Below are 25,181 nucleotides of genomic sequence, written 5' to 3'. Positions count from 1 at the left end.
AAGGCAGCTCCATGTCCGACGAAGACAAGCTCCGGGGATATCTCAAACGTGCGCTGGCCGATGTCCGGGAGGCCCGCAAGCGGGTCCGCGAGGTGGAGGCGAGTCGGCGCGAGCCGATCGCGATCGTCGGGATGGCCTGCCGGCTGCCGGGCGGGGTGACCTCGCCCGAGGACCTGTGGCGGCTGGTCGAATCCGGCACCGACACGGTCGGCGAGGCCCCCACCGATCGCGGCTGGGACCTGCGCGACCTCTACGACCCGGATCCCGACCGGCCGGGCACCACCTACACCGTGGCCGGCTCCTTCCTGCCGGACGCGGGCGACTTCGACGCGGCGTTCTTCGGGATCTCGCCGCGCGAGGCACCGGCCACCGACCCCCAGCAGCGGCTGCTCCTGGAGACCGCGTGGGACGCCTTTGAGCGGGCCGGTATCGACGTCACCGCGCTGCGTCGCAGTCGCACGTCGGTGTTCACCGGGATCGCGGGCATCGACTACGCGCCCGCGCTCGACCGGGTACCGGCGGAGTTGGAGGGCTATCTCGGCACGGGCACGCTCGGCAGCGTCGCGTCGGGCCGGATCTCGTACACCTTCGGCTTCGAGGGCCCGGCGGTGACGGTGGACACCGCGTGCTCGTCCTCGCTGGTCGCGCTGCACCTGGCGGCGCAGTCGCTGCGCGGCGGGGAGTGCGATCTCGCCCTCGCGGGCGGGGCCACCGTGATGGCCTCGCCGATGGGCTACGTCGAGTTCTCCCGGCAGCGCGGCCTCTCGGTGGACGGCAGGTGCAAGGCGTTCGCCGCGTCGGCCGACGGCACGGGTTGGGCCGAGGGGGTCGGCGTGCTGATCCTGGAACGGCTCTCCGACGCCGAACGTCTGGGCCACGAGGTGCTCGCGGTGGTACGCGGCAGTGCGGTCAACCAGGACGGCGCGTCCAACGGCCTGACCGCGCCGAACGGCCCGGCGCAGCAACGGGTGATCCGGGAGGCGTTGGCCGGTGCCGACCTGTCCGCCGACGAGGTGGACGTGGTGGAGGCGCACGGGACCGGGACGACGTTGGGTGATCCGATCGAGGCGCAGGCGTTGTTGGCGACGTATGGGCGGGATCGGTCGGTGGATCGGCCGTTGTGGTTGGGGTCGTTGAAGTCGAACATCGGTCATGCGCAGGCTGCCGCGGGGGTGGCCGGGGTGATCAAGATGGTGGAGGCGTTGCGGCACGGGGTGTTGCCTCGGACGTTGCATGTGGACGAGCCGACGCCGCATGTGGACTGGTCGTCGGGCGGGGTGCGGTTGTTGACCGAGGCTCGGCCGTGGCCGGAGGTGGATCGGCCTCGGCGGGCGGCGGTGTCGGCGTTCGGGGTGAGCGGGACCAACGCACACGTGATCCTCGAACAGCCCTCGACCGAGGGCGAACCGACCGATGAGCGACCGGTGACGGACGACGTCCTTCCGTGGGTGCTGTCGGCGAAGACGCCGGAGGCGTTGCGGGCCCAGGCCGCGCGTTTGCTGGACCGGCTCGACCGGGACGCCTCGACACCGACCGCCGACGTCGGCTTCTCCCTGGTCACCACGCGGGCGGCGTTCGCGGAGCGCGCGGTCGTGATCGGCAACCGAGGCGGGTTGATCGAGAACCTGAACGCGGTGCGGCACGGCGAATCGGCGACCGGGGTGGTCACGGGGTCGGTCGGTCCGGTGGGTCGGACCGTGTTCGTGTTTCCGGGTCAGGGTTCGCAGTGGGTCGGTATGGCGGCGGAACTCCATGGCCAGTCTTCGGTGTTCGCGTCGCGGTTCGGTGAGTGCGCGAAAGCGTTGGAGCCGTTCGTGGACTGGTCGGCGGTGGATGTGTTGACCGGGGTTGCGGGTGCGCCGTCGTTGGATCGGGTGGATGTGGTCCAGCCGGTGCTCTGGGCGGTGTTGGTGTCGCTGGCGGAGGTGTGGCGCTCGTTCGGGGTCGTTCCGGATGCGGTGGTGGGGCATTCGCAGGGTGAGATCGCGGCGGCGGTGGTGGCGGGCGGGTTGTCGCTGGACGACGGTGCGCGGGTGGTGGCGTTGCGGAGTCGGGCGATCGTGGCGCTGTCGGGGCGTGGCGGGATGGCGTCGGTGGCGTTGCCCGAGCCGACGGTTCGTGAGCGGATCGCGGCGTGGGGTGGGCGGATCTCGGTGGCGGCGGTGAACGGGCCGGGGCAGGTGGTGGTGTCCGGTGAACCCGACGCGTTGACCGAGTTGGTTGCGGTCGTGACGGACGAGGGTGGTCGGGCGCGGTTGATTCCGGTGGATTACGCGTCGCATTCGGCGCAGGTGGAGGAGATCCGGGGCCGGATCGTGGCGGATCTGGCCGGGATCGTGCCGGTTTCGGGGTCGGTGCCGCTGTGGTCGACGGTGACCGGGGACTGGTTGGACACCGCCGGGATGGATGCCGAGTACTGGGCGACGAACCTGCGCGAGACCGTGCGCTTCGAGGACGCGGTGCGCGGGCTGGCCGAGTCCGGACACGGCGTGTTCGTCGAGACGAGCCCGCACCCCGTGTTGACCGCCGCGATCGAGGCCACGTTGGAGGACGCCGGCCCGGAACACCCCGTAGTGGTCGGTACGTTGCGTCGCGACCAGGGCGGCGCGCAGCGCCTGTACACCTCGCTGGCCGAAGCCTTCGTGCGTGGAGTCCCGGTGGACTGGACCGCCGCCTTCACCGAACACCAGCCCCGGCGCGTGGCGTTGCCCACGTATGCGTTCCAGCGTCGGCGGTACTGGCGCGAGACCCTGGACCGGCCCGCCGCCGGCGCGTCGTCGCTGGGTCTGCGGTCGGTGGGGCATCCGCTGCTCGGAGCCTCGGTGGGCACCGGCGACGGGGATGATGTCCTGCTGACCGGACGGCTGTCGCTCCGTACACATCCGTGGCTGGCCGATCACGCGGTCCGGGACACGGTGTTGTTGCCCGCGTCGGCCTTCCTGGAGCTGGCCGTGCGGGCCGGTGACGAGGTCGGTCTCGACGTGGTGGACGAACTCGTGATCGAGGCGCCGCTGATCCTTGCCCACGATGATGCCGATGCCGATGCCGATGCCGCCGACTCCGATGCCGGCGTGCACATCCAGGTCGCGGTCGGCGCGGCGGGCGGGGACGGGCGGCGGCGATTCGCGGTGTTCTCCCGGGACGAGGCGGCGGGGGACGGCGCGGAGTGGGCGCGGCATGCCGGCGGCTTCCTGGCACCGGGGACCGCCGAGGACGACGTCGCGCCGGAGGCGGGCAGTTGGCCGCCCGCCGACGGGGTGTCGGTACCGGTCGAGGACGCGTACGAGGTGTTGGCCGCGGCCGGGATCGACTACGGCCCGGTGTTCCGGGGACTGCGGGCGGCCTGGCGGACCGAAGAGGCGTTGTTCGCCGAGGTCGGGGCGGCCGAGGAAGGGGCGGAGCAGGCCGCGGAGTTCGGGCTGCATCCGGCGCTGTTGGATGCGGCGCTGCATGTGGCGGTGGTCGATGCGTTGCGGCGGGCCGAGGCGGCCGGCGAGGAGGTCGGGACGAGCCTGGCCTACGCGTGGAACGCGGTACGGCTGCATGCGACCGGGGCCGCCCGGCTGCGGGTTCGGCTCACTCCCGCCGGGCCGGACACGGTGGCGGTGGCGGCGTGGGACGAGACCGGCGCGCCGGTGCTCTCGGTCGGGTCGCTGACGTCGCGTCCGGTGCCCGCCGGGCCGCTCGCGGACGGGACCGGTTCGCGCGCCCGGGCGGCCGACGCCGGTGCCGGGCGGCGGAAGCGGCGCGTCGCGGGTACCGCCCCGGTGGTCGCCGAGTCGGGATTCGGGCGGCGGCTCGCGGCGGCCGCCGAGGGAGAGCGGGACGAGATCCTGGTGAACCTGGTCCGAACCGAGTTGGGCGTGGTCCTCGGCCATGCCGCGGACGAATCGGTGGACGCGGAGCAGGCGTTCCTGGAGGTCGGCCTGGACTCGCTGACCGCCGTCGAACTGCGCAACCGGCTCGCCGGCGCGACCGGCCTGCGGCTGCCGGCGACGGTGACCATCGCGCATCCGACCCCGCGGGCCCTCGCCCGGCATCTGCGCACCGCGCTCGCGGAGCAGGGCGCGTCACCCGACGAACAGCCGGGTTCGACGCCGACCGGGTCCGACCGGGTCCAGGGCGCGCTCGCGTCGTTCTACGTGCAACTGTGCGCGGCCGAGAAGTACACCACGGCCGCGGAGGTGATCATGGCCTCGGCGGGGCTGCGGCCGTCCTTCCCGGAGTCCGAACGGGATCGGCACGTCAAGCCGGTGTTGCGGTTGGCGACCGGCGCGGCCGGACCGAAGATCGTCTGCTTCCCGTCGCTCAGCGCGATCTCCGGGCCGCACGAATACGCCCGGTTCGGGCAGGTGTTCCAGGGCGAGCGGGACGTGTTCGTGATCCAGACGCCGGGGTTCGCGGCCGACGAGTCGCTGCCGGACCACGCGGACGCGCTGCTGCGGATGCACGTGGAGACCGTACGCGCCGCGGTGGGGGACGAGCCGTTCGTCGTCGTCGGCCGCTCGATGGGCGGATGCGTCGCGCACGAGGTGACCCGACGTCTGGAGGCCGAGGGGGTGTACCCGGTCGGACTCGGCCTGGTCGACACTTTCCCGATCGACACCGCGCTGGTGCCGGGCATGGACTGGTGGTTGCCCGCGATGATCGAGGGGATGCTCGGGCGCGTCGCGCAGTACGACATGACGCTCGACGACACCAACCTCAGCACGATGGGGCTCTACCAAAGGTTGTTCGCGGACTGGAAGCCGCGGCCGATCGCCACCCCGACCCTGGTCGCGCAGGCGGATACGCCGGTGGCGGGCACCGTCATCGACCCCGAGGGCCGGTGGGACTGGCGGGCGTACTGGCCGCTGCCGCACGACCTGATCGAGATCACCGGCGACCACTTCACCGTGCTGGAGGACCACGCCGACCTGACCGCGGCGACCATCGTCGACTGGGCCGCCGGGTTGGCCCGATGAGCCCACCCCCAACCCCACCACTGCCACTGCGATACGACATCACTTCGAGGCTGGGACATTCATGACGAAGGTATTGAACCCGGTGGACCTCGCCGAGATCCACCGCACGCTCGCGCTGTTCGCGCACGTCTTCGACAACGGTGACGTGGACGGACTCGACCTCGTGTTCACCGAGGACGTCGTGGTCGAGATCGGCGCCGGGCCGCGGCGGGCCTTCCGCGGCATCGCCGAGTTCGCCGAGTACACCCGGGGCAAGAGCGCGGCGACGCCCGATCACCACACGGTCAACACGATCGTCGAGGTGGACGAGCACGGCCGGGTCCAGGCGCGCAGCCGCTACATCGGGATCAACCCGGCCGGCCGCATCACCGGCGGCGAGTTCCTGGACATCCTCCGGAAGACCCCGGCCGGCTGGCGGATCGCCTATCGGCTGAGCCTGCCGCGCGCACCCCGGGAGGCCGGGGCGGGCGTGACCGGGGTCGGCTTCCCGCTCGCGGTCCGACTCGCGGAAGCGGTCGCGCCGTGACCGGCGGACCCGCGCTGAGCGCGGCGGACGTCGCGGAGATCCACGACACCCTCGCCCGGTTCGCGCACGTCTTCGACAACGACGAAGTCGGCGAACTGGACCGGGTGTTCACGGACAACGCGGTGATCGAGAACACCATCGGCGCCGGCTACACGATCGAAGGCATCGCCTCGGCCCGGCAGTTCACCGGCCGACGCAGTCCCGACACCCCCGACCACCAGACGCTCGACACCGTGCTCCTGGTGGACGCCGGCGGTACGGTCCGGGCCCGCAGCCGATACATCGCGACGCTGATCGACGGCGAGGTACACGGCGGGGACTACTACGACATCCTCGAACACACCCCGCGCGGCTGGCGGATCAGGTATCGGGTCTCGGTACCGCGGCATCCGATCCTGGACGCCGTCGAGCTGCCGGCGGAATTCGCCGAGGCGTGGCGGCCCACGGCGGAGAACCTGGCGCGGTTCGCGCGGAGTTGACCCCGACGGCGACGCCGACGGGCGGACCGGGGCGGGGCCGGCGACGGCCCCGCCCGAGCGGATCAGTCGCCCCGCTTCACCACGATCGCCGTCACCGCGATACCCAGGTCCACCCGCCACCGTCCCGCGAAGCCGTCCAGCGGTCGGTCCTCGATCAGCAGCCGGGCGTCGAACGTGCCCGCCGCCGGGTCGAATTCGAGCTCGGCCTCGGCGAAGTCCAACCAGCGAGAGGTGAGCGGGAACCACGCCTTGTAGACGGACTCCTTGGCGCTGAACAGGAGCCGGTCCCACGCGATCTCCGGCCGATCCGCGGCGAGTTCGCGCAGATGTTTTTGCTCGGTCTCGGACGCGACCGCCTCGAGGACGCCGTCGGGCAGCGGTTGGGCCGGCTCCGCGTCGATGCCGAGGGTCGATATCGCGGCGGCGTCCGCGACCACCGCGGCCCGATACCCGTCGCAGTGCGTCATGCTGCCGACCACGCCCGTCGGCCAGCCCGGCGCGCCGCGCAGCCCCGGCAGCAGCGGCGCGGCCGGGACGCCCATCCGGGCCAACGCCCGCCGCGCGCACCGTCGGACCGTGGTGAACTCACGGCGGCGCTTGTCCACCGCGTTCGCGAGCAGCGCCTCCTCGGCCGGGTACAGCGGCGGCCCGTCGGGGTCGTCGAAGCACTCCTCGGCGAACACCTCGGGCGGCAGGATGCGATCGATCATCGTCATCGGGCACCCGCCGATTGCCCCGAACGGTCGGCTCCGGCGGTCCCGGCGACCTCGGCCGGCAGGATCCGGCGCGGAATCGGCCTGCGCAGCCCGTTCTTGCGCTCGCGCGGATAGCCGAGCGAGACCTCCTCGAAGCGCACCCCGTCGTACCAGGTGGTGCGCGGGATGTGCAGGTGGCCGTACACCACGGCGGCGGTCGGGAACCGCCGATGCCAGTCGGCGGTCAGGTCGGTGCCGCACCACTGGGCGAACTCCGGGTACCACAGCACGTCCGTGGGCTGCCGGACCAGCGGGAAGTGGTTGACCATCAGGAACGGCGCCGCCGGATCGGCCGCCGCCACGAGCCGGTCCTCGGTGTACGCCACCCGGGCCCGGCACCAGTCGCCGCGGGTCGGGTACGGATCCGGGTGCAGCATGAACTCGTCGCTGCACACCACGCCGGCCTCGTACGCGGCGTCCAACGCCTGCTGCCGCGTCGTCGCGCCCGGCGGCCACCACGTGTAGTCGTAGAGCACGAACATCGGCGCGACGGTGACGGTTCGGCCCGGGCCGTCCCAGACCGGGAACGGATCCTCGGGGGTCAGCACCCCCAACTCCCGGCACATCGCCACGAGATGTCGGTAGCGCTCCTCGCCGCGCAGTTGCACCGGGTCGTCGTTGGTGGACCACAACTCGTGGTTGCCCGGAACCCAGATCACCCGGGCGAAGCGCTCGGCGAGCAGGCGCAGGGTCGAGGCGGTCTCCTCGACGTGCTCGGCCACGTCGCCCGCGACCAGGATCCAGTCCTCGTCGTTCCCCGGCCGGATGCCCTCGACGAGTCTGCGGTTGGACGGAATGGCGGAGTGCAGGTCGCTGACGGCGTACAGGGCGCGCTCGGGCGAACGGGCAGTGCTCATCGATCGACCATAGGCGGATTCGGGCCGTCGAGGGAAGGCCGACGCGGCCGAGTGGGTGGCCTGCGCAAGCCCGGCGCAAGGCGGCGTAGGGGTTGGTCAGGGGTACGCCATACGCCCGGCATATGTCACCGTCGTGAGAGAGCAGGACCGGACGCCAGAGGTAGCGCCACAGAGAGGGAAGAGCCGTTGCGGTACGAGATTCTCGGCCCCGTGCGGATCGTCGACGGCGCAACGCCGCGCACGATCGCGGCGCCCAAGCCGGAAACCCTCCTCTCCGCCCTGCTCGCGCGGCGGGACCAACTGCTGACGGTCGACCAGATCGTCGCCGAGATCTGGACCGACGCCGGGCCCCAGCGGGCGAAGTCCACGGTGCACGTGTACGTTTCCCGGCTGCGGGCGATGCTCGGCGCGCCGGGACCGGCCCGCACCGGCCCGCTGGCCACCTGCGCCGGCGGCTACGTGCTGCACACCGGCGCCGACCGCCTCGACGCCGACGCCTTCCACGGCCTGGTCGAACGTGGCCGGGCGGGCGCGCGCGCCGGCCGGCACCACGAGGCGGCCGAGGTGTACACGAGCGCGCTCGACCTGTGGCGCGGACCGGCCTACGCGGGGGTGAGCCTCGGGCCGATCGTCCGGGCGCACGCCGCGCGGTTGGAGGCGTCCCGGCTGGAGTGCCTGGAGTTGCTGGTGGAGGCGAACCTCGCGCTCGGCCGGCACCGGGAGACCGTGGCCCGGCTGTACGCGCTCACCGGCGAGTATCCGCTGCACGAGAACTTCGCACGGCACCTGATGGTCGCGCTGTACCACTGCGGCCGACGCGGCGACGCGCTCGCGGTGTACCGGGACACCCGCACCGCGCTGCGCGAACTGCTGGGCCTGGAACCGTCCCGGGCGCTGCGTGAGATCCAGCACGCGGTGCTCACCGGGGCCGAACCGCTGGGCGCGCGCAAGGACTCGATGGCAGGCTGACGGTCACGCAGCACGATCATTCGGTGACGATCAGAAAGGCCCTGCCATGAGTACCGCCTCCGCCGTATCGGACACCTGGATCCGCCGGTTCCATCCGGCCGCCGATCGGGTGCCGCGCCTGGTCGCCCTGCCGCACGCGGGCGGCTCGGCGAGCTTCTGGTTCCCGCTGTCGGCGGCGCTCAAGGAGCGCGTCGAGGTGCTGGGCGTGCAGTATCCGGGGCGCCAGGACCGGCGTGCCGAACCGCTCATCGACGACATCGACACACTGGCCGAGCGGATCACCGAGGCCCTGGATCCCTGGCTGGACGAGCGGCTTCCGCTGATCCTGTTCGGGCACAGCATGGGCGCGGTCCTCGGGTTCGAGGTGGCCCGGCGGTTGCGCGTCCCGCCCGCCGCGCTGATCGCGTCCGGGCGCCGGGCCCCGGACCGGCAGCGCGAGGAACGGCTGCACCTGCTCGACGACGCGGGCCTCGCCGCCGAGCTGCGCTCGATGAGCGGCACGGACGCGAGCCTGCTGGCGAACGACGAGGTACTGCAGATGGTGCTGCCGGCGCTGCGGGCCGACTACCGCGCGATCGAGACGTACCGGTGCACCCCCGGCGCGCCGCTGGAGTGCCCGATCACCGTGCTGGTCGGCGACCGGGACCCGAAGGTCACCATGGACGAGGCGACGGCCTGGCGCGACCACACGAACGGCGCGTTCGCGCTGCACACCTTCACCGGCGGCCACTTCTATCTGACCGACCACCAGGCGGCGGTCACCGCGCGCATCACGGACGCGATCACGGCGGCGACCGGACAGGGGTAGCGCGGCCCGAGGGGCGTGCCCGTCGGCCGGGCGCTCGCTCGAATGGGTTCCACCCGGGCCCGGGTTCGAGGGGCGTCGGGCGGTCCGGAACACGCGGGTCGGCGGGTGGCCGCCCGGACGGATCGGCCATTCGGGGCATTCGGGCGCGTCCGCTCGGCCGGCGGCGGTGTCGGGCCCCGTCGATGATCGAGGCATGGCCGGTCACGATCACGTTCATGCCGCGTTGCCCGAGATTCCGCCGATGCTGGCCACCGCGGCGTCGCTGCCGGGGGAGGGACACCAGTTCGACTGGGGTTTCGAGGTCAAGTGGGACGGGGCCCGTACGGTGGCGTACTGCGCGGGGGACGGGGGACTGCGCCTGGTGGCGCGCGACGGGGCGGACGTGACCCGGGTGTACCCGGAACTGGCCGGTCTGGGGGAGCAGCACGGACAGCGGCAGGCCGTGCTGGACGGCGAGATCGTGGTCCTGGACGACCGGGGACGCCCCGACCACGCGCGACTGCGCCGGCGCATGGGCGTGGTGAACCCGCGCAAGGTGGCCCGGCTGACCATCGACGCGCCGGTGCATCTGATGCTCTTCGACGTGATGTATCTGGACGGCCGGCCGCTGCTGCGCACCCCGTACCGCGAACGGCGGATGTTGTTGGCCGGACTCGACCTGGCGGGCCCGCGCTGGTCCACCCCGGAGTGGATCGAGGGCGACGCGCAGCGGGCCTGGGCGACCAGCCTGCACCAGGGCCACGAGGGCGTCGTCGCCAAGCGCCTGGCCTCCGAGTACCACCCCGGTCGACGCTCCCCGGACTGGATCAAGACCAAGCACGTGGAGACCCACGACGTGGTGATCGGCGGCTGGATCGAGGGCCGGGGCGATCTGCGGGGCCTGCCGGGGGCGTTGCTGGTCGGCGTCGCCGCACCCGACGGCCTGCGCTACGTCGGCACGGTCGAGGACGGCCCGACCCTGGCGGAGCGCGGCGAACTCGGCGAATACCTGGGCGCGCTGGCGCGTGCGGACTCGCCGTTCGCGGGGATGGTGGACGTGCCCGGCGCCCAGTGGGTCGACCCCCGGTTGGCCGCCGAGGTCACCGCCTCGGGCTGGACACCCGAGGGCCGACTGCGCCACCCCACCTGGCAACGCCTGCGCCCTGACCTGCCCGGCGGGTAGGCCGGGGCGGTTCGTCGTTCTCGCGGGGGCGCGCGAGACATCGCCCCGGCGCACCACCGATCGGCCCGCGCCCGGTGCAAGGACCGGGACGAGTCCTCCGCCGGCGCGCGCCGGGTACCGTGCGCAACCGATCCGCTGTCACCCTGGAACCCTCACACCGAGGAGGCGTGCATGCCCAGAACGACCGTGGTCCGCGGCGAGCGCATCGAACTGCCGAACACCCTTGCCGAGATCCGGGCGGCGCTGCCCGAGGACCGCCGTGAGGAGTTCGACAAGGTCATGTACGAGACCCCGCTGGATCGTCTCGAACGCGACGCGATCCTGCACTGGGCACTTCCCCCGGAGGCCCAGGAGGACGACGAGGCCGTACACGCCCGTCTCAAGGCCGGCGACTTCCCCGACTGCGTGGATCGGGATGGGAACGCGATCCCTTGAGCTACCGCGTGCAGTACACGAACGAGGCCGAAGACGGCCTGAAGCCGTTGTCGTCCGGACGGATCAGAGCCTTCAAGAACGCGGTCGACGCCACGATCGGCCGGGCCCCCTACGGAGCGGGCTCCACGCAGGTCGGTGGCGACCCGGACCGCCGGGAGGCCACGATCACCGAAGTGTTCGTGCGTTACACGGTCAGCGCGGGCGTCCTGGTCGTCACCGTCACGCGCATGGTCGCCCTGTAGGCCGGTTGCTTCCGCAGCGGGCCGCCGGGCCCGCCTGCTACTTCTCCGGTTGGGTGAAGCCCCGGGCGATGACCATGCGTTGGATCTGGTTGGTGCCCTCGAAGATTTGCATAATCTTTGCTTCGCGCATGTAGCGCTCGACCGGGAACTCCCGTGTGTAGCCCGCGCCGCCGAAGACCTGGACCGCGTCCGTGGTGACCTTCATCGCCGCGTCGGTGGCGATCAGCTTGGCCACGCTGGCCTGGCGGCTGTACGGGCGGCCCAGGTCGCGGCGGCGGGCCGCGTCCAGGTAGGTGGCGCGGGCCGAGTCGACGGCGGCGGCCATGTCGGCCAGCAGGAAGCCCAGGCCCTGGTGGTCGACGATGCGGCGGCCGAACGTGGTGCGCTCGTTGGCGTATTCGACCGCGGCGTCCAGGGCGGCCTGGGCCAGACCCGTGGCGCAGGCCGCGATGCCCAGGCGGCCCGAGTCCAGGGCGCTGAGCGCGATCGCCAACCCCTGGCCCTCCGCGCCGATCAGCCGATCCCGGTCCAGGACCGCGCCGTCCCAGAACGCGCTGGTCGTGGGGACCGCGTTCAGGCCCATCTTCGCCTCGGGCCGGCCGAAGGCCAGCCCCTCCGCCTCGCCCGGCGCCAGGAAGCACGAGATGCCCCGGCCGCCCTCGCCGGTACGGACGAACAGGGCGTAGAAGTCGGCCTTTCCGCCGTGCGTGATCCATGCCTTGGTGCCGGTGATCCGGTACCCGTCGGCGATCGGCCGCGCCTTGCACACGATCGCGGCGGCGTCGGAGCCCGCGTGCGGCTCGGACAGGCTGTAGCCGCCGACGAGGCGGCCCTCCAGCATGTCGGGCAACCAGCGCTCCCGCTGCTCGGCCGAGCCGTACGTGGCCACCGGGAAGCAGGCCAGCGTGTGCACACTCGTGGCCACCGCCACCGCCGCCCAGCGCGCGGCCAATTCCTCCAGCACCTGGAGGTAGACCTCGTACGGCTGACCGCCGCCACCCTCCTCCTCCGGGTAGGGCAGGCCGAGCAGACCGACCTCGCCCAGGACGGCGAACAACCCTTCCGGGTAGGACTCCTCGCGCTCGTGCCGGGCGGCCACGGGCGCCAGTTCGCGGTCGGCGACGGTACGGGTGAGGTCGAGCAGGTCCTCGGCGTCCCGGGTGGGCAGGAGGCGGTCGACGGTCACGGCTGCTCCGGAGGTCGGGGAGGTCGGCGGCGGGTGGTGGGGCGGGGGTGGGCCGCGGTCAGCTCGCCGGGACCAGCGGCGAACCGGCCGGATCGGCGGCCGCGGCGGGCGCGGTGAGTTCGGCCAGGGCGGTGCGCGCGGCGGTGCGATACTCGGCGACCCGGGCGAGCTTGATGTCCTCGTAGCCCCGGATCGTCTCGGGCAGCGCCACCAGGGCGATCACCGCGTCGACGTTGTCGGCGGTCAGCTCGCGCAGCGCGCTGTGAACCAACGCCCGGTATTCGGCGACCAGTTCGCGCTCGACCCGACGCACCTCGGCGTAGCCGAACACGTCCCAGCGGGTGCCGCGCAGGCCGCGCGCCGCGCGCAGCGCCTTGAAGGCCGGCACCGCCGTGCGCCGCAGCCGGATCTTGCGCTTCATCCCGAGGTAGCGCAGCACCGGCGGGTGCAGCAGCACCGAGACCGCCGCGTCGGGGCCGAACTCGGCGTCGCGCCGGGCCTGTTCGACCGGGTCGAGGTGCAGGCGGGCCACCTCGTACTCGTCCTTGTAGGCCATCAGGTGGTGCAGCGCCCTCGCGTACGCCACCGCCACCCGCTCGCCGCCCTCGGCGCCCGCCCGTTCGACCGCCAGGGTCCGGATCGCGCGCACGTCGTCGGCGTAGCGGTGGGCGTAGGCCGCGTCCTGGTACCCCGTCAGATCGGCGATCCGGGTCCCGAGCACCTCGCGCAGCGCGGCGTCGCCGCCGGTGCGGTCGGCCAGAGCCTCCGAGGCCGCGTCCACCCGGACCACCGCGAGCGGCGGCGCGGCGACGGCGGCGGCCAGCACCGCGGCCGGGTCCACGGCCAGCGCCCGACCCCACCGGAACGCCGCCAGGTTCTTCTCCACCGCCGCGCCGTTGAGCGTGATCGCCTGCTCGATCGCCGCCGCGCCCAGCGGCAGGCAGCCGTGCTGGAAAGCGGCGCCGACCAGGATCATGTTGGCCGGCATGTGGTCGGCGAACAGCGCCTCGGACAACCCGAGCGCGTCCACGTACAGGTTGTCGGCGCGCCGGGTCGCGGTGTCGATCCGCTCCAGCGTCTCGGTCGGCGAACCGGGCAGCGCGATCTGGTTGGTGACCATCGCGGCGGTGGGCACGATCGCGGTGTTGACCACGGCTATGGTGCGCTCCGGGTCGGCGGTGGCCAGGTTGCTCTCCGCCGCCGCGCCGAGCAGGTCGAAGCCGATCAGCACGTCGGCGCCGGACCGCGAGGCGCGCAGCGCGCCGGTGATCGGCCGGGTGGACACGCGCAGGTCGGACACCACCGGTCCGCCCTTCTGGGCCAGACCGGTCTGCTCCAGGCCGGACGCGTACAGCCCGTCCAGGTGGGCGGCCATCTGCAGGATCGAGGAGACGGTGACCACGCCGGTGCCGCCGATGCCGGGCATCCGCACGAGCAGGTCGTCCGCGCCGAACCGGGGCTCGGGCAGGGCGGGTTCCAGCGGCAGGTCCGGTATCGCCCGGGTCTTGCGGGTACCCGGCTCGACCAGCAGGAAGGACGGGCAGTCGCCGTTCAGGCAGCTGAAGTCGGAGTTGCACGAACCCTGGTGGATGTGCGTCTTGCGGCCGAACTCGGTGTCCACGGGCTGCACCGACAGACACGACGACTTGTCGCCGCAGTCGCCGCAACCCTCGCACACGCGCTCGTTGATCACGACCTTCTCGGCCGGGGTCGGCAACTGCCCGCGCTTGCGCAGCCGGCGCTCCTCCGCCGCGCACCGGTCGTCGTGGATCAGCACGGTGACCCCGTCGAGGGCGGACAACTCGCGCTCCACGTCCGAGAGTTCGTCGCGGTTCCGGACGCTCGCGATCGGGTCGAGCCGAACTCCCCGGTAGCCGCGCGGGTCGTCGGTGGTGACCACCACGCGGCGCACCCCCTCGACCGCGAGCAGTCGGGTCAACGCCGGTACGTCCAACCGGCCCTCGGCCTTTTGGCCGCCCGTCATCGCGACCGCGTCGTTGTACAGCAGCTTGTAGGTCATCTTGGTGCCGGCCGCGACGGCGGCGCGGATGGCCAGCGAGCCCGAGTGGTGGAAGGTGCCGTCGCCGAGGTTCTGCACGAAGTGCTTGTCGTCGGTGAACGGCGCCAGGCCGATCCACTGCGCGCCCTCGCCGCCCATCTGGGTCAGGCCGAGCTGGTGCCCGCGGCCCTTCCCGTCGAGCGCGATCATCACGTGGCAGCCGATGCCGACGCCGACCAGGGTGTCGTCGGAGGTGCGGGTGGAGGCGTTGTGCGGACAGCCGGAGCAGAAGTACGGGGTGCGCGAGGCCAGCATCGGCAGCGCGATCCGGGCGCGGCGCTTGGGGGCGAGCGTGGCGAGGTAGGCGCCGGCGGACTCGGGCAGCAGGTCCGCGCCGAGCCGGGCGGCGATCGCGCGGGCCACGTCGTCCGCGCCGAGCGTGCCGCGCGCGGTGAGCAGCGGGCGGCCGGTGTCGTCGCGCCGACCGACGATGCGGGGCGCGTTCGGGCGGCGGTACAGCGCCTCCTTGAGCCGGGCCTCCAGGAACGGCACCTTGTCCTCGACCACCAGGACCTCGTCCAGGCCGTCGGTCAGCTCGGCGAGTTCCGCGTCGTCCAGCGGGAACGGCATGCCGATGCGGATCAGCCGGATGTCCGGGGCCGCGTCGTCGGTCAGACCGAGGTCGGTCAGGGCGCGGCGCACCACCGAGAACGACACGCCGGCCGCGAGGATGCCCAGCCGGGCGCCGGGGGTGTCGTGCACGACCTTGTTCAGGCCGTGCTCACGGGCGTACGCGCGGGCCAGGTCGAGCCGGCGGGTGATCAGGTCGTGCTCGGCGTCGAGCGCGGCCGGGCCGACCAGGGTGGGCAGCGTGCCGCGCTTGGTCGCGGCCGGGACCGGGATGTCCCTGCCCCACCCGGACACGTCCACCGTGGTCGACGCGTCGGCGATGTCGGCGACGATCTTCAGGCCCGTCCACAGGCCGCAGGCGCGCGACATGGCCACCGCGTGCAGCCCGAACTCGACTATCTCGCCGATCGTGCCGGGGGCGAGCAGCGGCATCGACAGGCTTTCCATCATCGGCTCGCACGAGCTGGGCACCGTTGACGACTTGCTGCCCGGGTCGTCGCCGATCCACGCGACGGCACCGCCGAGGGGTGCGGTGCCGGCCATCGTGGCGTGCCGAATCGCGTCGGCGGCCCGGTCCAGGCCCGGGTTCTTGCCGTACCAGAACCCGGTCACCCCGGCGTGCCGGGCGCCCGGCGTCTGGTCCACCAACTGGGTCCCGGCCACGGCGGTCGCGGCCAGCTCCTCGTTGAGTCCGGCCTGGAACACCACCCCGGCCGGGTCCAGGAACCGCTTGGCGCGCCCCATCTCCAGGTCGACGCCGCCCAGCGGCGAGCCCTGATAGCCGCTGACGAAGACCCGGGTGTCCAGGCCGCGCTCGGTGTCGAGCCGACGCTGTTCGAGGGTCAGGCGGATGAGCGCCTGTACGCCGGAGATCAGCACGCGGCCCTGGCCGGCGGCGTACTTGTCGTCCAACGACACCGACGGGGAAGCCTGATCTGCGCGCACGGGAGCCTCCGTCGAAACCGGATGGTGGGGTGGGGTGCGGTAAGCACACCAACGGCTCGACCCAGACGCAAGTACCTTGCGAGTTTTCCCTCGAAAGACGCAAAGATTTTGCTGCCCAGGCGATCTGGGAGGCATTGGTTTGCGTGTGAAGCACGTCACGAGAGGGTCGGTCCGGGCGGGGGATCCGGGGGCCGATGGGGTGAGGGCTCCGTTCGGCGGCCCCGGTGGCGGGGTAGCCCATGACCGCGACGGCGGTGGTCGGCGGGCGAAGGGCGGCGGCGGGATGGGCGATCCGGTGGTGCGCGAGTTGCACGAGCTCGACGAGTTCCGGGAGGTCGAGCGGCTGTACGACGAGATCTGGCCGCAGGTGGCGGGCCAGGGCCGGGTGCTGACCGTCGAGCTGATGCGGGCGCTGGACCATGCCGGCAACTACGTGGCCGGGGCGTATCGCGACGGCCGGCTCGTCGGCGCGACCGTGGCCTTCTTCGGCGCGCCGATCGGCGAGACGCTGCACTCGCACGCGACCGGCGCCGTGGCCGGGAGCGGGGTGGGTTTCGCGCTCAAGCGGCACCAGCGGGACTGGGCGCTCGCGCGCGGGCTGCGCCGGATCACCTGGACGTTCGATCCGCTGGTCCGGCGGAACGCGTACTTCAACCTGGTCAAGCTGGGCGCGCGGCCGGAGGAGTACCTGCCGAACTTCTACGGCGACGACATGGTCGACGCGGTCAACAGCGGGGATCGGAGCGACCGGGTGCTGGCGGTGTGGCGGTTGACCGACCCCCGGGTGCGGGCGGCCGTGGGGGAGGCGGAGCCGGCGGTGCGGGACGCGGATGCGGGCGCGCGGGCCGAGTCGGCCCTGGTGGAGCGGGACGGCCGGCCGGTGCCGGTGCGCACGGATGCCGAGGTGGTACGGGTCGCGGTGCCCTCCGACATCGAGACCCTGCGTCGGGTCGACCCCGAGGCGGCCGCGGCCTGGCGGTCGGCGCTGCGCGAGGTGCTGGGCGGGCTGCTCGACGCCGGGGCGCGGGTGATCGACTTCGACCGGGAGGCCGGCTACCTGGTGGCGCGCCGGGGGTGACGACGCGCGTCCGGGGCGACCTGGGGCCGCCCCGGACGGTGTCGCTCGGCGGTTCTCGTGCCGCTTCTCGTACCGGTTCTAGTGCGCGCGCACGCCCACCACGGCCTGGAGCGCGGGCAGGTAGCCCTGGCTCTGGCCGGAAGTCGTGGGGTGGTACGACTCGTCGATCGGCAGGGTGACGCCGTTGACCCAGGCGTTGGACGCGCAGACCCCGTGTCCGGCGAACCGGGAGCGTACGTCGGCGAAGTCGGCGTTGGCCGCGCTCGCGCGCTGGTGGGTGACCTCGTCCAGGGTGTCGGCGGCCTGGTTGATCACGGTGCGCTTGGCCTGGCTCAAGCCCAGGAAGCACGAACCGAGTTCGAACAGACGCGGGTAACCGAGCACGACGAGACGGGCGTTGGGGGCCTTGGCCCGGATCTGCGCGTAGGTGGCGTCGAGATCACCGGGCAGGGTGGTGGTCGCGTACGTCTTGGCCTTGTTCACGGCGGCGGCGCACTCGCTGTCCGAACTGAGCACGCAGGTGGTGATGGTGCTGACGAATCCGGCGTCGTTGCCGCCGACGCTGATGGTCACCAACTGCGTGGCGCTGTTCAGGACGGACAGTTGACTGGAGCGTACGTCGGCGGTCTTGGCACCGGAACAGGCGGCGAAGGCGAAGGTGCCGCCCGGGTGGGCCTGATTCCACAGGGCGGGATAGGACTTGGCGCTGCGCTTGCACGAGCCGCTGTCCGGAAGATAGGAGCCGGTGCCGACCCCGGAGCTGTACGAGTCGCCCAGGGCGGCGTAGTTCGTGGCGTAGGTCGTCGCGGGCGCGGCCTGGGCGCTCGGTGCGACGATTCCGATGGCGGCTGCGGCCACGGCGGCGGCCACGGCGGCGATGGTGCGAGGCATGGGAAGCACGGGCGGGTCTCCTCGGAAGACGTGGGGACGCCGCGTCCCCCGTTGGGATGCCCGAGCCGGAACGGCCTTGCCTCGTCCGCCTCGACCGCAGTCGTCACCCTTGACACTCGGCTTTGCGCACACATCGTCCCGCCCCGATCTCCCCCGTGCCTAGGCGGATTTCGGCCGGTTGACACGTGTAGAACAGGCCCCGGAGCCGATGCCCCGAGCGGCGTGGCCATCCTTGGGTATCGCTTCGGGGTGAACGCCGCGGCGGCGGTGATGTGTTCGCCCGGGGCCGGGGCCGGGCCCGGGTCAGTCGGCGGCTCGGGCGCGCCGGTGGGCGAGTTCGGCCTGCCACGTCGCGAGGGTGTCGGCCAACGGTCGCAGGGTGCCGTTGGCGTTGGCCTCGGCCAGGGCGTCCTGGTACGCCTCCTCGAAGTCCATGCGCAGGTCGTCGGGGAGTTCGGCGCGGAGTTCGGCGGGGGTCGGGTGGGTCGGGCCGCCGATGTGGATGGTGCGGTGGGGTGTCCGGTCGTTCATGGGGACAGGGTGGCGTATGGCGGGACCGCCGGCGATTCAGTCGGCGTCCGGGGCGTCCGGATCGAGGGTGACGAGGCGGCGGGCTCGGGCGGTCAGGGCCTCGTAGCCGGCGCGGTTCTTGCAGGTGACCGCCATGCGTTGGATCTCGGTGAGGGTGTCGGCGGCCGCGGCGAGGTGAATGGCGAAGTCGTCGTAACGGTGGGCGTCCCAGGCCGCGACGGCGGCCTTCAGACCCTGGCTGACCGCGCGTTCGTAGTCGGCGCGGAGGTCGTCGTCGACGACGGCGAGGGCCTGGTCGGTGATCCGCGCGTTCAGGCCGGTACCGGTCACGACGAGGTGGATGTCGGGTGCGCGATCCATGCCCCCAGCGTGGCACCGCGACACCCCGCCCCGACACCCGGCGCGCGAAGCAGGCCACCCCCCACTCCCGCGCGCTCCCACGACGGGAGTGCGCTACTCGGAATCGGCTTCCGGGGTGGGTCGTCGGGCGAAGGTCCACGTCGGATGTCGCGCGACGAGGAAGGGGAGGTGGTCGGTCCAGGCGCTGTCGGGGAGGGGCGCGGCGTCGCGGATCGCCACGTCCCCGGTGGCGTCGACGTCGAAGCCCCAGTCGAAGCCGACCAGCGGGACGACGTGGCGTTCGATGGTTTCGGCGATCGGGGTCCAGGCCAGGAAGGTGTGCGCGAGCCAGGACATCGGCTCGCGGTCGAGCCGGGCCGGGGAATCGAACAGGGTCGGGTTCAGGCCGAAGTAGCAGTAGGGCGAGCGGGAATCGGGGAAGAGTACGAACGGGTCCATCCCGAACGCGTCGCCGCCCGCCGCGCCGTCGGTGGAACGGACCATTTGCACCCAGCCGAACATGGCGCCGTAGCCGTGTTCCGGGTAGGTGACCCGGGCGGTCAGGCAGGGGAAGTCCCGGGCCTCGACGGTCTGTCCGATGGCGGCGGGGTCGTCGACACGCTCGACGGTCACCGCCACCGAGCCGGTTCTTCCCTCGCGTACGAACGGCAGGATCATTCCCTCAACCTGGCCGATGGGGCCGGTCGCCCACAAGGTCGAATGCGGACGGGTGCACCCGGAGGGGGCGCGGTCAGTCGGGTAGTAGGTGGGATACGAGGGCGCGGGTCCAATCGGGGGTGAGGGGGTCGTCGGTGAAGACGGCTCGGTAGTACAGGGGGGCCAGCAGGGCGTCCGTGGTGCGCTCCAGGGTCGGGGGGTTCTCGCCGCGGGCCCGGTCGCGTTCGAGGATGGCCTCCAGTTGCCGTTGGCGTTCGCCTCGGCAGGCGGCGGCGCCCTGTTCTCCGCCCGTGCCGATGGTGGCGCGGACCAGCGCGAGGGTGTCCGGGTCGCAGAGGTCCTTGGCGAGGTCGTACGCGTAGCGCTCCAGGTCGCCGCGGAGGCTGCCGGTGTCGGGGACCACGATGTCGCCGGAGAAGCGGCTGCTCGTGACGTCGGCGAGCAGGTCGGCGACGGTGCCCCAACGGCGGTAGACGGTGGTGGCGTGCACGCCCGCACGCGCCGCGACGATCGGGATCGTCAGCGAGTCGTTGGCCTCGTCGGCGACCAGTTCCTGGACGGCCCGATGCACGGCCGCGCGGACCCGGGCGGAGCGGCCTCCGGGCCTGCTCTCGGTCCGGGCGTCGGGGGAGCGGGGGGAGCGAGGGGCGGCAGTAGGGGACACCCGACCATTATCGCATTGATCGCTGCGCTAAAAACGCAGTGATCGCTGCGTTTGTGTTAGCGTGCAGCCACTAACGCATCGATCACTGCGAGAGTGTGTATGTCCATCGACCCTGCCGTATCCGCCGCCGCATCCACCGTGCCGTTCGACGAGGGCACGCGCGGGGTGCTCCCCCGAGCCGCGTTCCCCGGCGTGGCCGCCGTCTTCGTCGTCTTCCTGGCCGCGTCGAGCGTGCCGTCCCCGCTGTATCCGATCTACCAGCGGCAATGGCACTTCTCGGCCTGGGTCCTGACCGTCGTCTTCGCCCTGTACGTGGTTGGCCTGCTGGGCTCGCTGCTCGTCGTGGGAGGGCTGTCGGACCACCTCGGCCGCCGTCCGGTGCTCGCCGCGGCGATCGCGCTGGAAACGGTCGCGCTCGTCCTGTTCCTCGCCGCCGGAAACGTGCTCGTCCTGGCCGCCGCCCGGGTGGTGCAGGGCGTCGCCACCGGGGCGGCGACGACGACCCTGAGCGCCACCCTGGTCGACCTCGAACCACCCCACGCCCCCGGCCGCGCGGGCGTCGTCACCTCGGTGACCCCGTTGACCGGGCTCGCCCTCGGCGCCCTCGGCTCCGGTGCACTGGTGGAGTTCGCCCCCGCCCCGACCCGGCTGGTCTACGCCCTGCTGCTCGGCGCCATGGCATCGGCGGCGGCGGTCACCGCCCTGCTGCCGGAGACCTCCCCGCGCCGACCGGGAGCCGTCGCCTCCCTGCGCCCACGGGCGGCGCTGCCCGCCCACCTGCGCGCGGACATCGTGCCGCTGGTCCCGGCGATGATCGCGAGTTGGGCGCTGGCCGGACTGTTCCTCTCCCTCGGCCCCTCCGTCGCGGCCCAGTTGTTCGGGCTGCACAGCCGGCTGATCGGCGGCGTCGTGGTGACCCTGTTGGCGGGCACCGGGGCGCTGGCGATCGCCGTGCTCCGCTCCCGTTCCGCCGCCTCGCTGCTCGCCCCCTCGTCCGCGCTGCTCGGGCTCGGCGTGCTGATCGCGCTCGCCGGGATCACGGCGGACCTGGTCTGGCTCGCCGCCCTCGGCACGGTCGTCGCGGGCGTCGGCTTCGGCGCCTCGGTACTGGCGACGTTCGGCACCTTCGCCCGGATCGCCGAACCACACGAGCGCAGCGCGGTCTTCGCCTCCGCGAACATCGTCAACTACCTCGGCAACAGCGTGCCCGCCGTACTCGGCGGCATCGCCGTCACCGCCCTGGGACTGCGGACCGCCACCGAGATCTACGCGGCGGCGATCGTGGTGATCGTCTTCGCGGCCTTCCTCCTGCGCCTGAACCAACTGCGGGCGCGGCGTCGCGCCGTCACGGCCCCTGGCACGTGAGGCACCGCCCGGCGACCGCCGCGCCCATCGCCCCCGCGACGACCTCCACACCCCCCGATCCCGCGGCATCCGCCGCGCCCTTCCGCACCGAGGACCGACCCGTAGCCGTGCACGAGAAAGAGGAAGACACCGTGACGACCGCAAGCAGCAGGACCGGCCGGGACCTCACCGTCCGGCGCTCGGACCACACGACGATCCGGTACACCGCCGACGGCCCGGCCGACGGGCCCGTCCTGGTCCTCGTCCACGGCTGGGGATGCGACCGCGGCGACTTCGAGGCGGTGACCGCCCACCTGCCCGACGGCCACCGGGTCCTCGCCGTCGACCTCGCCGAGCACGGCGAGTCCCGATCGACGCGAGAAGTGTGGACCATCGAGGAGTTCGCCCGCGACGTGGCGGCGGTACTGGAGGCCGAGTCGGCGACCGGGGCCGTCGTGGTCGGGCACTCCCTCGGCGCGGCGGTCGCCGTGGAAACCGGCCGGCTGCTCCCCGACACGGTCTCGCACGTGGTCGCGCTCGACGGCCTGCACTACCTGTCCCTGTTCCCGGCGCAGAGCCCGGAACAGGCCGAAGCCGTGGTGGGCGCCTTCCGCGACGACTTCGCCGCGGCGGTGCGCGGCCTCGTCGAAGGGGGCTCACCGGCCGGAACGGAACCGGCCCGCAAGGACGCCTACTTCGAGAAGATGGTCGCGGTACGGCAGCCCGCGGGCCTGCGCGCCATGGAGGGCCTGGTGCACTGGGACATGGACGCGGCGCTGCGCGAGACGAAGCAGCCGATCACCGTGTACGGCGTTCGCGACCTGGTGACCCGCGAGGCCGTCGACCGGTACGGTGACCGCCTCGACATCGTGCTCGTCGACCTGGGCAGCCACCACTTCCCGGTGGAGTCCCCCGAGGGCACGGCGAAGCTCCTGGCCGACGTGGGCGCCCCGGGGGCAAGGCGGCCTGGGCCCACCGGTACCGACGCGCCCCTTTGAGCCCGGGAGCCCCTTCCCCACCGGCAGGCGGGGCGCCCGAGCCGACCGCCCGGCTCGGATCTGCCCGAATTCGGGCAGATTCTTGCCGTAGGGGCGGAGTGGGGCCAGGATCGAGGGGTGGCTGACGGCGAATTGGTGGAGCGCATCGTGGCGACGACCGGCCTCGCACCCGGCGAGGTGGCGCGAATCGTCGACGACGTGCTGGCCTGGTACCGCGAGCCGGTCGAGGACTATGTGCGGCGCCGGCATCGCCATCACCGGGTCTACGGTCGGCGCAACGCGCAGATCTATCGCCTGATCGCCGACGAACTGGGCGAACGCCTCGTCGCGCCACCGGAGTTGACCGAACGCCAACTGCGCCGCGTGATCTACGGCTGAGCCGACCGGGCGGGGTGCGCCGAGGTGCGACCGCCGCCCGGCCGCGACCGCCGTCGTGTCGGCGCGGCACCCGGCGGGCCCGTCCACCCGCCCCGCGGGCCGACCGGCCCGGCCCCGTCAACACCCCATCCCCCCGACCGCTCCGCCGGTCGGCCCGTCGACCTGCCGAGGAGCGCATCAGTATGTGTGGAATTGTCGGATACATCGGCGCCCAACAGGCCGCACCCATCCTCCTCGAAGGCCTGGGACGACTGGAGTACCGCGGCTACGACTCGGCCGGCATCGCCGTGCTCGGCGGGCGCGGCACGGTCAAGGTGGTCCGCCGGGTGGGCCGGGTGCACGCGCTCGCCGCTGCGGTGCCGGCCAGGATCGCCGGGCGGGTCGGCATCGGGCACACCCGCTGGGCCACCCACGGCGCGCCCTCGGAGGCGAACGCCCACCCGCAGCCCTCCGCCGACGGCCGGATCCAGGTCGTCCACAACGGCATCATCGACAACGCGGCCGAACTGCGCGCCCGCCTGGCGACCGAGGGCGTCGACCTCGCCTCGGACACCGACACCGAGGTCCTGGCCCACCTGATCGCCGGCGCGGCGCGGACGCGGGACACCCTCGAGGCCGCCGTCCTGGCCGCACTCGCGCAGGTGACCGGGACGTACGCCATCGCCGTCGTGGACACCGCGACACCGGACCGGATCGTGGTGGCCCGCAACGGCTCGCCGCTCGTGATCGGCGTCGGCGAGCGCGAGATGTTCGTGGCCAGCGACGTGTCCGCCCTGGTTCGGCACACCAGTTCGGTCGTACACCTGGAAGACGGCGAACTGGCCAGCGTGACCGCCACCGGCTTCCGGACCTTCACCCGCGAGCGGGACGACGTCGCCAAGACGCCCACCACGGTCGAACTCACCGTCGAGGAACTGGAACTCGCGGGTCACGACCACTTCATGCACAAGGAGATCCACGAACAGCCCTCCTCCGTGGAGCGCATGCTCGGCGGCCGGCTCGACGACCGGTTCGGCTCGGCCCGCCTCGACGGCCTGCGGATGGAGTTGCGCGAGCTGCGCGGATTCCGTCGGGTCAAGGTGCTCGGCTGCGGATCGGCGTACTACGTCGGCCAGTTGGGGGCGACGCTGATCGAGGACCTGGCTCGGGTGCCCGCCGACGCCGAGCCCGCCTCGGAGTTCCGCTACCGCAATCCGGTGATCGAGCCGGACACGCTGTACGTCGCGGTCAGCCAGTCCGGCGAGACCGCCGACACGCTCTTCGCGGTCCGCGAGATCCAGCGCAAGGGCGGCCGGGTGGTCGGGTTGGTCAACGTGGTCGGCTCGTCCATCGCGCGCCAGTGCGACGGGGGGATCTATCTGCATGCCGGGCCGGAGGTCTCGGTCGCCTCGACCAAGGCGCTGACCCACATGGCGGTCGGCTTCGCGCTGCTCGCGCTCGCGCTCGGTCGGGTGCACGACCTCTCGCACGCGGACGGCGCGCGGATCCTGGCCGGCCTCCAGGCGCTGCCCGGCCAGATCGCCGAGATCCTGGCGGACGAGGAGACCATCGCCGAGGCGGGGCGGCGGCTCGCGGACGCGCGCAGCCTGTTCTTCATCGGCCGGGTCCGGGGGTATCCGGTGGCGCGCGAGGCGGCGCAGAAGTTCAAGGAGATCACCTACCGGCACGCCGAGGCGTACCCCAGCAGCGAACTCAAGCACGGGCCGCTCGCGCTGATCGACGCCGATCTGCCGACCGTGGCCGTCGTCCCGGACGACGACCTGGTCGAACGCAACCTCGCGGCCGCGCACGAGATCCGCGCGCGCGGTGGCCGGCTGACCGTGATCACCCACCCGGGGGTGGACCTCGGCGACCTGGAGGCCGACCGGATCACCGTGCCCCGCAACGAACGCGAACTCGACCCGATCCTGCTCACCATCCCCACCCAACTGCTCGCGTACCACGCGGCCCGAGCCCTCGGCGAGGACATCGACCGCCCCCGCAACCTGGCCAAGTCGGTCACGGTCGAATAGCCGGGCTTCGGCGCCTCTCGGCTCACCCGAAAGGTCCAAGCACGGTGGTACGAGCCCCCGAGTGGGGGACTCTCGCGACCATGTCCCGTCAATCGCATCGATCGCGTCGATCGCGTCGATCCCGCCCACCTCGGCACCCCGGTATCCCGGCCTCGGCCCGGATACCGCCCGCCGGGGTGGGCGTTCGTGTGCCCGGGCCCGTCGACCCTCGTTTCGCCGGAGGCGCCGTCCGCCGGTCCAGCCGGTCCCGCCGTCTGCCGATCCCGCCCGTCCCGACGGTCCCGCCGAAGGAAATATATCGCGCAACATTG

General features: G+C 72.7%; 21 protein-coding genes and 1 pseudogene. 13 read left to right on the top strand and 9 right to left on the bottom strand.

Annotated elements, in window-relative coordinates; genetic code table 11:
* Window positions 1–53: 53 nt before the first annotated feature.
* From EMA17_RS34830 to EMA17_RS34820, 3 genes and pseudogenes are all read left to right on the top strand, one after another.
* Window positions 54–4,964 (top strand): annotated as a pseudogene (locus EMA17_RS34830) (beta-ketoacyl synthase N-terminal-like domain-containing protein); the annotation flags it as partial.
* Window positions 4,965–5,025: 61 nt separating this feature from the next.
* A complete protein-coding gene (locus EMA17_RS34825; RefSeq protein WP_126641163.1) occupies window positions 5,026–5,490 on the top strand; it encodes a nuclear transport factor 2 family protein in 465 nt (154 codons plus the stop codon).
* On the top strand, window positions 5,487–5,969 hold the full coding sequence (locus tag EMA17_RS34820; RefSeq protein ID WP_160161675.1) for a nuclear transport factor 2 family protein: 483 nt from the start codon (window positions 5,487–5,489) through the stop codon (window positions 5,967–5,969). Before EMA17_RS34825 ends, EMA17_RS34820 begins: the two co-directional genes overlap by 4 nt.
* 62 nt (window positions 5,970–6,031) lie before the next feature.
* Here EMA17_RS34820 and EMA17_RS34815 read toward each other — a convergent pair whose 3' ends face one another.
* Window positions 6,032–6,679, bottom strand: coding sequence for a 4'-phosphopantetheinyl transferase family protein (locus EMA17_RS34815; RefSeq protein ID WP_126641227.1), 648 nt, complete (start codon window positions 6,677–6,679; stop codon window positions 6,032–6,034).
* A 2-nt stretch (window positions 6,680–6,681) separates the two neighbouring features.
* Complete coding sequence (locus EMA17_RS34810; protein WP_126641161.1) at window positions 6,682–7,581, bottom strand: metallophosphoesterase family protein; 900 nt, start codon at window positions 7,579–7,581, stop codon at window positions 6,682–6,684.
* Window positions 7,582–7,767: 186 nt separating this feature from the next.
* Here EMA17_RS34810 and EMA17_RS34805 point away from each other — a divergent pair, with 186 nt between their 5' ends.
* The 5 genes from EMA17_RS34805 (at window position 7,768) to EMA17_RS34785 (ending at window position 11,197) form a co-directional block, all read left to right on the top strand.
* On the top strand, window positions 7,768–8,550 hold the full coding sequence (locus tag EMA17_RS34805) for an AfsR/SARP family transcriptional regulator (protein ID WP_246127099.1): 783 nt from the start codon (window positions 7,768–7,770) through the stop codon (window positions 8,548–8,550).
* Window positions 8,551–8,596: 46 nt separating this feature from the next.
* Window positions 8,597–9,358: a thioesterase II family protein gene (locus EMA17_RS34800; RefSeq protein WP_126641160.1), complete on the top strand. Its 762-nt coding sequence runs from the start codon at window positions 8,597–8,599 to the stop codon at window positions 9,356–9,358.
* 193 nt (window positions 9,359–9,551) lie between these two features.
* Complete coding sequence (ligD, locus tag EMA17_RS34795) at window positions 9,552–10,520, top strand: non-homologous end-joining DNA ligase (RefSeq protein WP_126641159.1); 969 nt, start codon at window positions 9,552–9,554, stop codon at window positions 10,518–10,520.
* Between the two features lie 171 nt (window positions 10,521–10,691).
* Entirely contained in the window at window positions 10,692–10,955 is a 264-nt protein-coding gene (locus EMA17_RS34790; RefSeq protein WP_126641158.1) for a hypothetical protein, read from the top strand.
* Window positions 10,952–11,197 carry a hypothetical protein gene (locus EMA17_RS34785; protein ID WP_246127098.1) on the top strand — a complete coding sequence of 82 codons (246 nt, stop codon included), beginning with the start codon at window positions 10,952–10,954 and terminating at the stop codon, window positions 11,195–11,197. Before EMA17_RS34790 ends, EMA17_RS34785 begins: the two co-directional genes overlap by 4 nt.
* Before the next feature lie 37 nt (window positions 11,198–11,234).
* Here EMA17_RS34785 and EMA17_RS34780 read toward each other — a convergent pair whose 3' ends face one another.
* On the bottom strand, window positions 11,235–12,383 hold the full coding sequence (locus EMA17_RS34780) for an acyl-CoA dehydrogenase family protein (protein ID WP_126641157.1): 1,149 nt from the start codon (window positions 12,381–12,383) through the stop codon (window positions 11,235–11,237).
* 58 nt (window positions 12,384–12,441) lie between these two features.
* Window positions 12,442–15,957 carry an indolepyruvate ferredoxin oxidoreductase family protein gene (locus tag EMA17_RS34775; protein ID WP_126641156.1) on the bottom strand — a complete coding sequence of 1,172 codons (3,516 nt, stop codon included), beginning with the start codon at window positions 15,955–15,957 and terminating at the stop codon, window positions 12,442–12,444.
* Window positions 15,958–16,240: 283 nt separating this feature from the next.
* Between EMA17_RS34775 and EMA17_RS34770 the strand changes: the two genes are divergently transcribed.
* Window positions 16,241–17,035 (top strand): GNAT family N-acetyltransferase, encoded by a 795-nt coding sequence (locus tag EMA17_RS34770; RefSeq protein WP_126641155.1) that lies wholly within the window; start codon window positions 16,241–16,243, stop codon window positions 17,033–17,035.
* 78 nt (window positions 17,036–17,113) lie between these two features.
* On the opposite strand, the gene EMA17_RS34765 is transcribed toward EMA17_RS34770, so the two are convergent.
* The 5 genes from EMA17_RS34765 to EMA17_RS34745 form a co-directional block, all read right to left on the bottom strand.
* Entirely contained in the window at window positions 17,114–17,926 is an 813-nt protein-coding gene (locus EMA17_RS34765) for an SGNH/GDSL hydrolase family protein (RefSeq protein ID WP_126641224.1), read from the bottom strand.
* A gap of 303 nt (window positions 17,927–18,229) precedes the next feature.
* Window positions 18,230–18,457, bottom strand: a complete 228-nt coding sequence (locus tag EMA17_RS34760) for a DUF6247 family protein (protein ID WP_126641154.1) — start codon at window positions 18,455–18,457, stop codon at window positions 18,230–18,232.
* A 36-nt stretch (window positions 18,458–18,493) separates the two neighbouring features.
* Window positions 18,494–18,817, bottom strand: coding sequence for a hypothetical protein (locus tag EMA17_RS34755; protein WP_126641153.1), 324 nt, complete (start codon window positions 18,815–18,817; stop codon window positions 18,494–18,496).
* A gap of 93 nt (window positions 18,818–18,910) precedes the next feature.
* Window positions 18,911–19,474: a hypothetical protein gene (locus EMA17_RS34750; RefSeq protein WP_126641152.1), complete on the bottom strand. Its 564-nt coding sequence runs from the start codon at window positions 19,472–19,474 to the stop codon at window positions 18,911–18,913.
* Window positions 19,475–19,547: 73 nt separating this feature from the next.
* Window positions 19,548–20,138, bottom strand: a complete 591-nt coding sequence (locus EMA17_RS34745) for a TetR-like C-terminal domain-containing protein (protein WP_126641151.1) — start codon at window positions 20,136–20,138, stop codon at window positions 19,548–19,550.
* 99 nt (window positions 20,139–20,237) lie between these two features.
* On the opposite strand from EMA17_RS34745, the gene EMA17_RS34740 reads away from it, so the two are divergent.
* The 4 genes from EMA17_RS34740 (at window position 20,238) to glmS (ending at window position 24,870) form a co-directional block, all read left to right on the top strand.
* Window positions 20,238–21,503: an MFS transporter gene (locus EMA17_RS34740; RefSeq protein WP_126641150.1), complete on the top strand. Its 1,266-nt coding sequence runs from the start codon at window positions 20,238–20,240 to the stop codon at window positions 21,501–21,503.
* 131 nt (window positions 21,504–21,634) lie between these two features.
* A complete protein-coding gene (locus EMA17_RS34735; RefSeq protein WP_126641149.1) occupies window positions 21,635–22,480 on the top strand; it encodes an alpha/beta fold hydrolase in 846 nt (281 codons plus the stop codon).
* 117 nt (window positions 22,481–22,597) lie between these two features.
* The gene (locus EMA17_RS34730; RefSeq protein WP_126641148.1) at window positions 22,598–22,858 is read left to right on the top strand and encodes a hypothetical protein; all 261 of its coding nucleotides are present in this window, start codon (window positions 22,598–22,600) and stop codon (window positions 22,856–22,858) included.
* Window positions 22,859–23,040: 182 nt separating this feature from the next.
* Complete coding sequence (gene glmS / locus EMA17_RS34725) at window positions 23,041–24,870, top strand: glutamine--fructose-6-phosphate transaminase (isomerizing) (RefSeq protein ID WP_126641147.1); 1,830 nt, start codon at window positions 23,041–23,043, stop codon at window positions 24,868–24,870.
* The last annotated feature ends 311 nt before the right edge of the window (window positions 24,871–25,181 follow it).

This window comes from Embleya hyalina, assembly GCF_003967355.1.
Lineage (GTDB): Bacteria > Actinomycetota > Actinomycetes > Streptomycetales > Streptomycetaceae > Embleya > Embleya hyalina.
The sequence above is the reverse complement of the archived record's forward strand: the minus strand, read 5'-3'. Positions and strand labels throughout refer to the sequence as shown.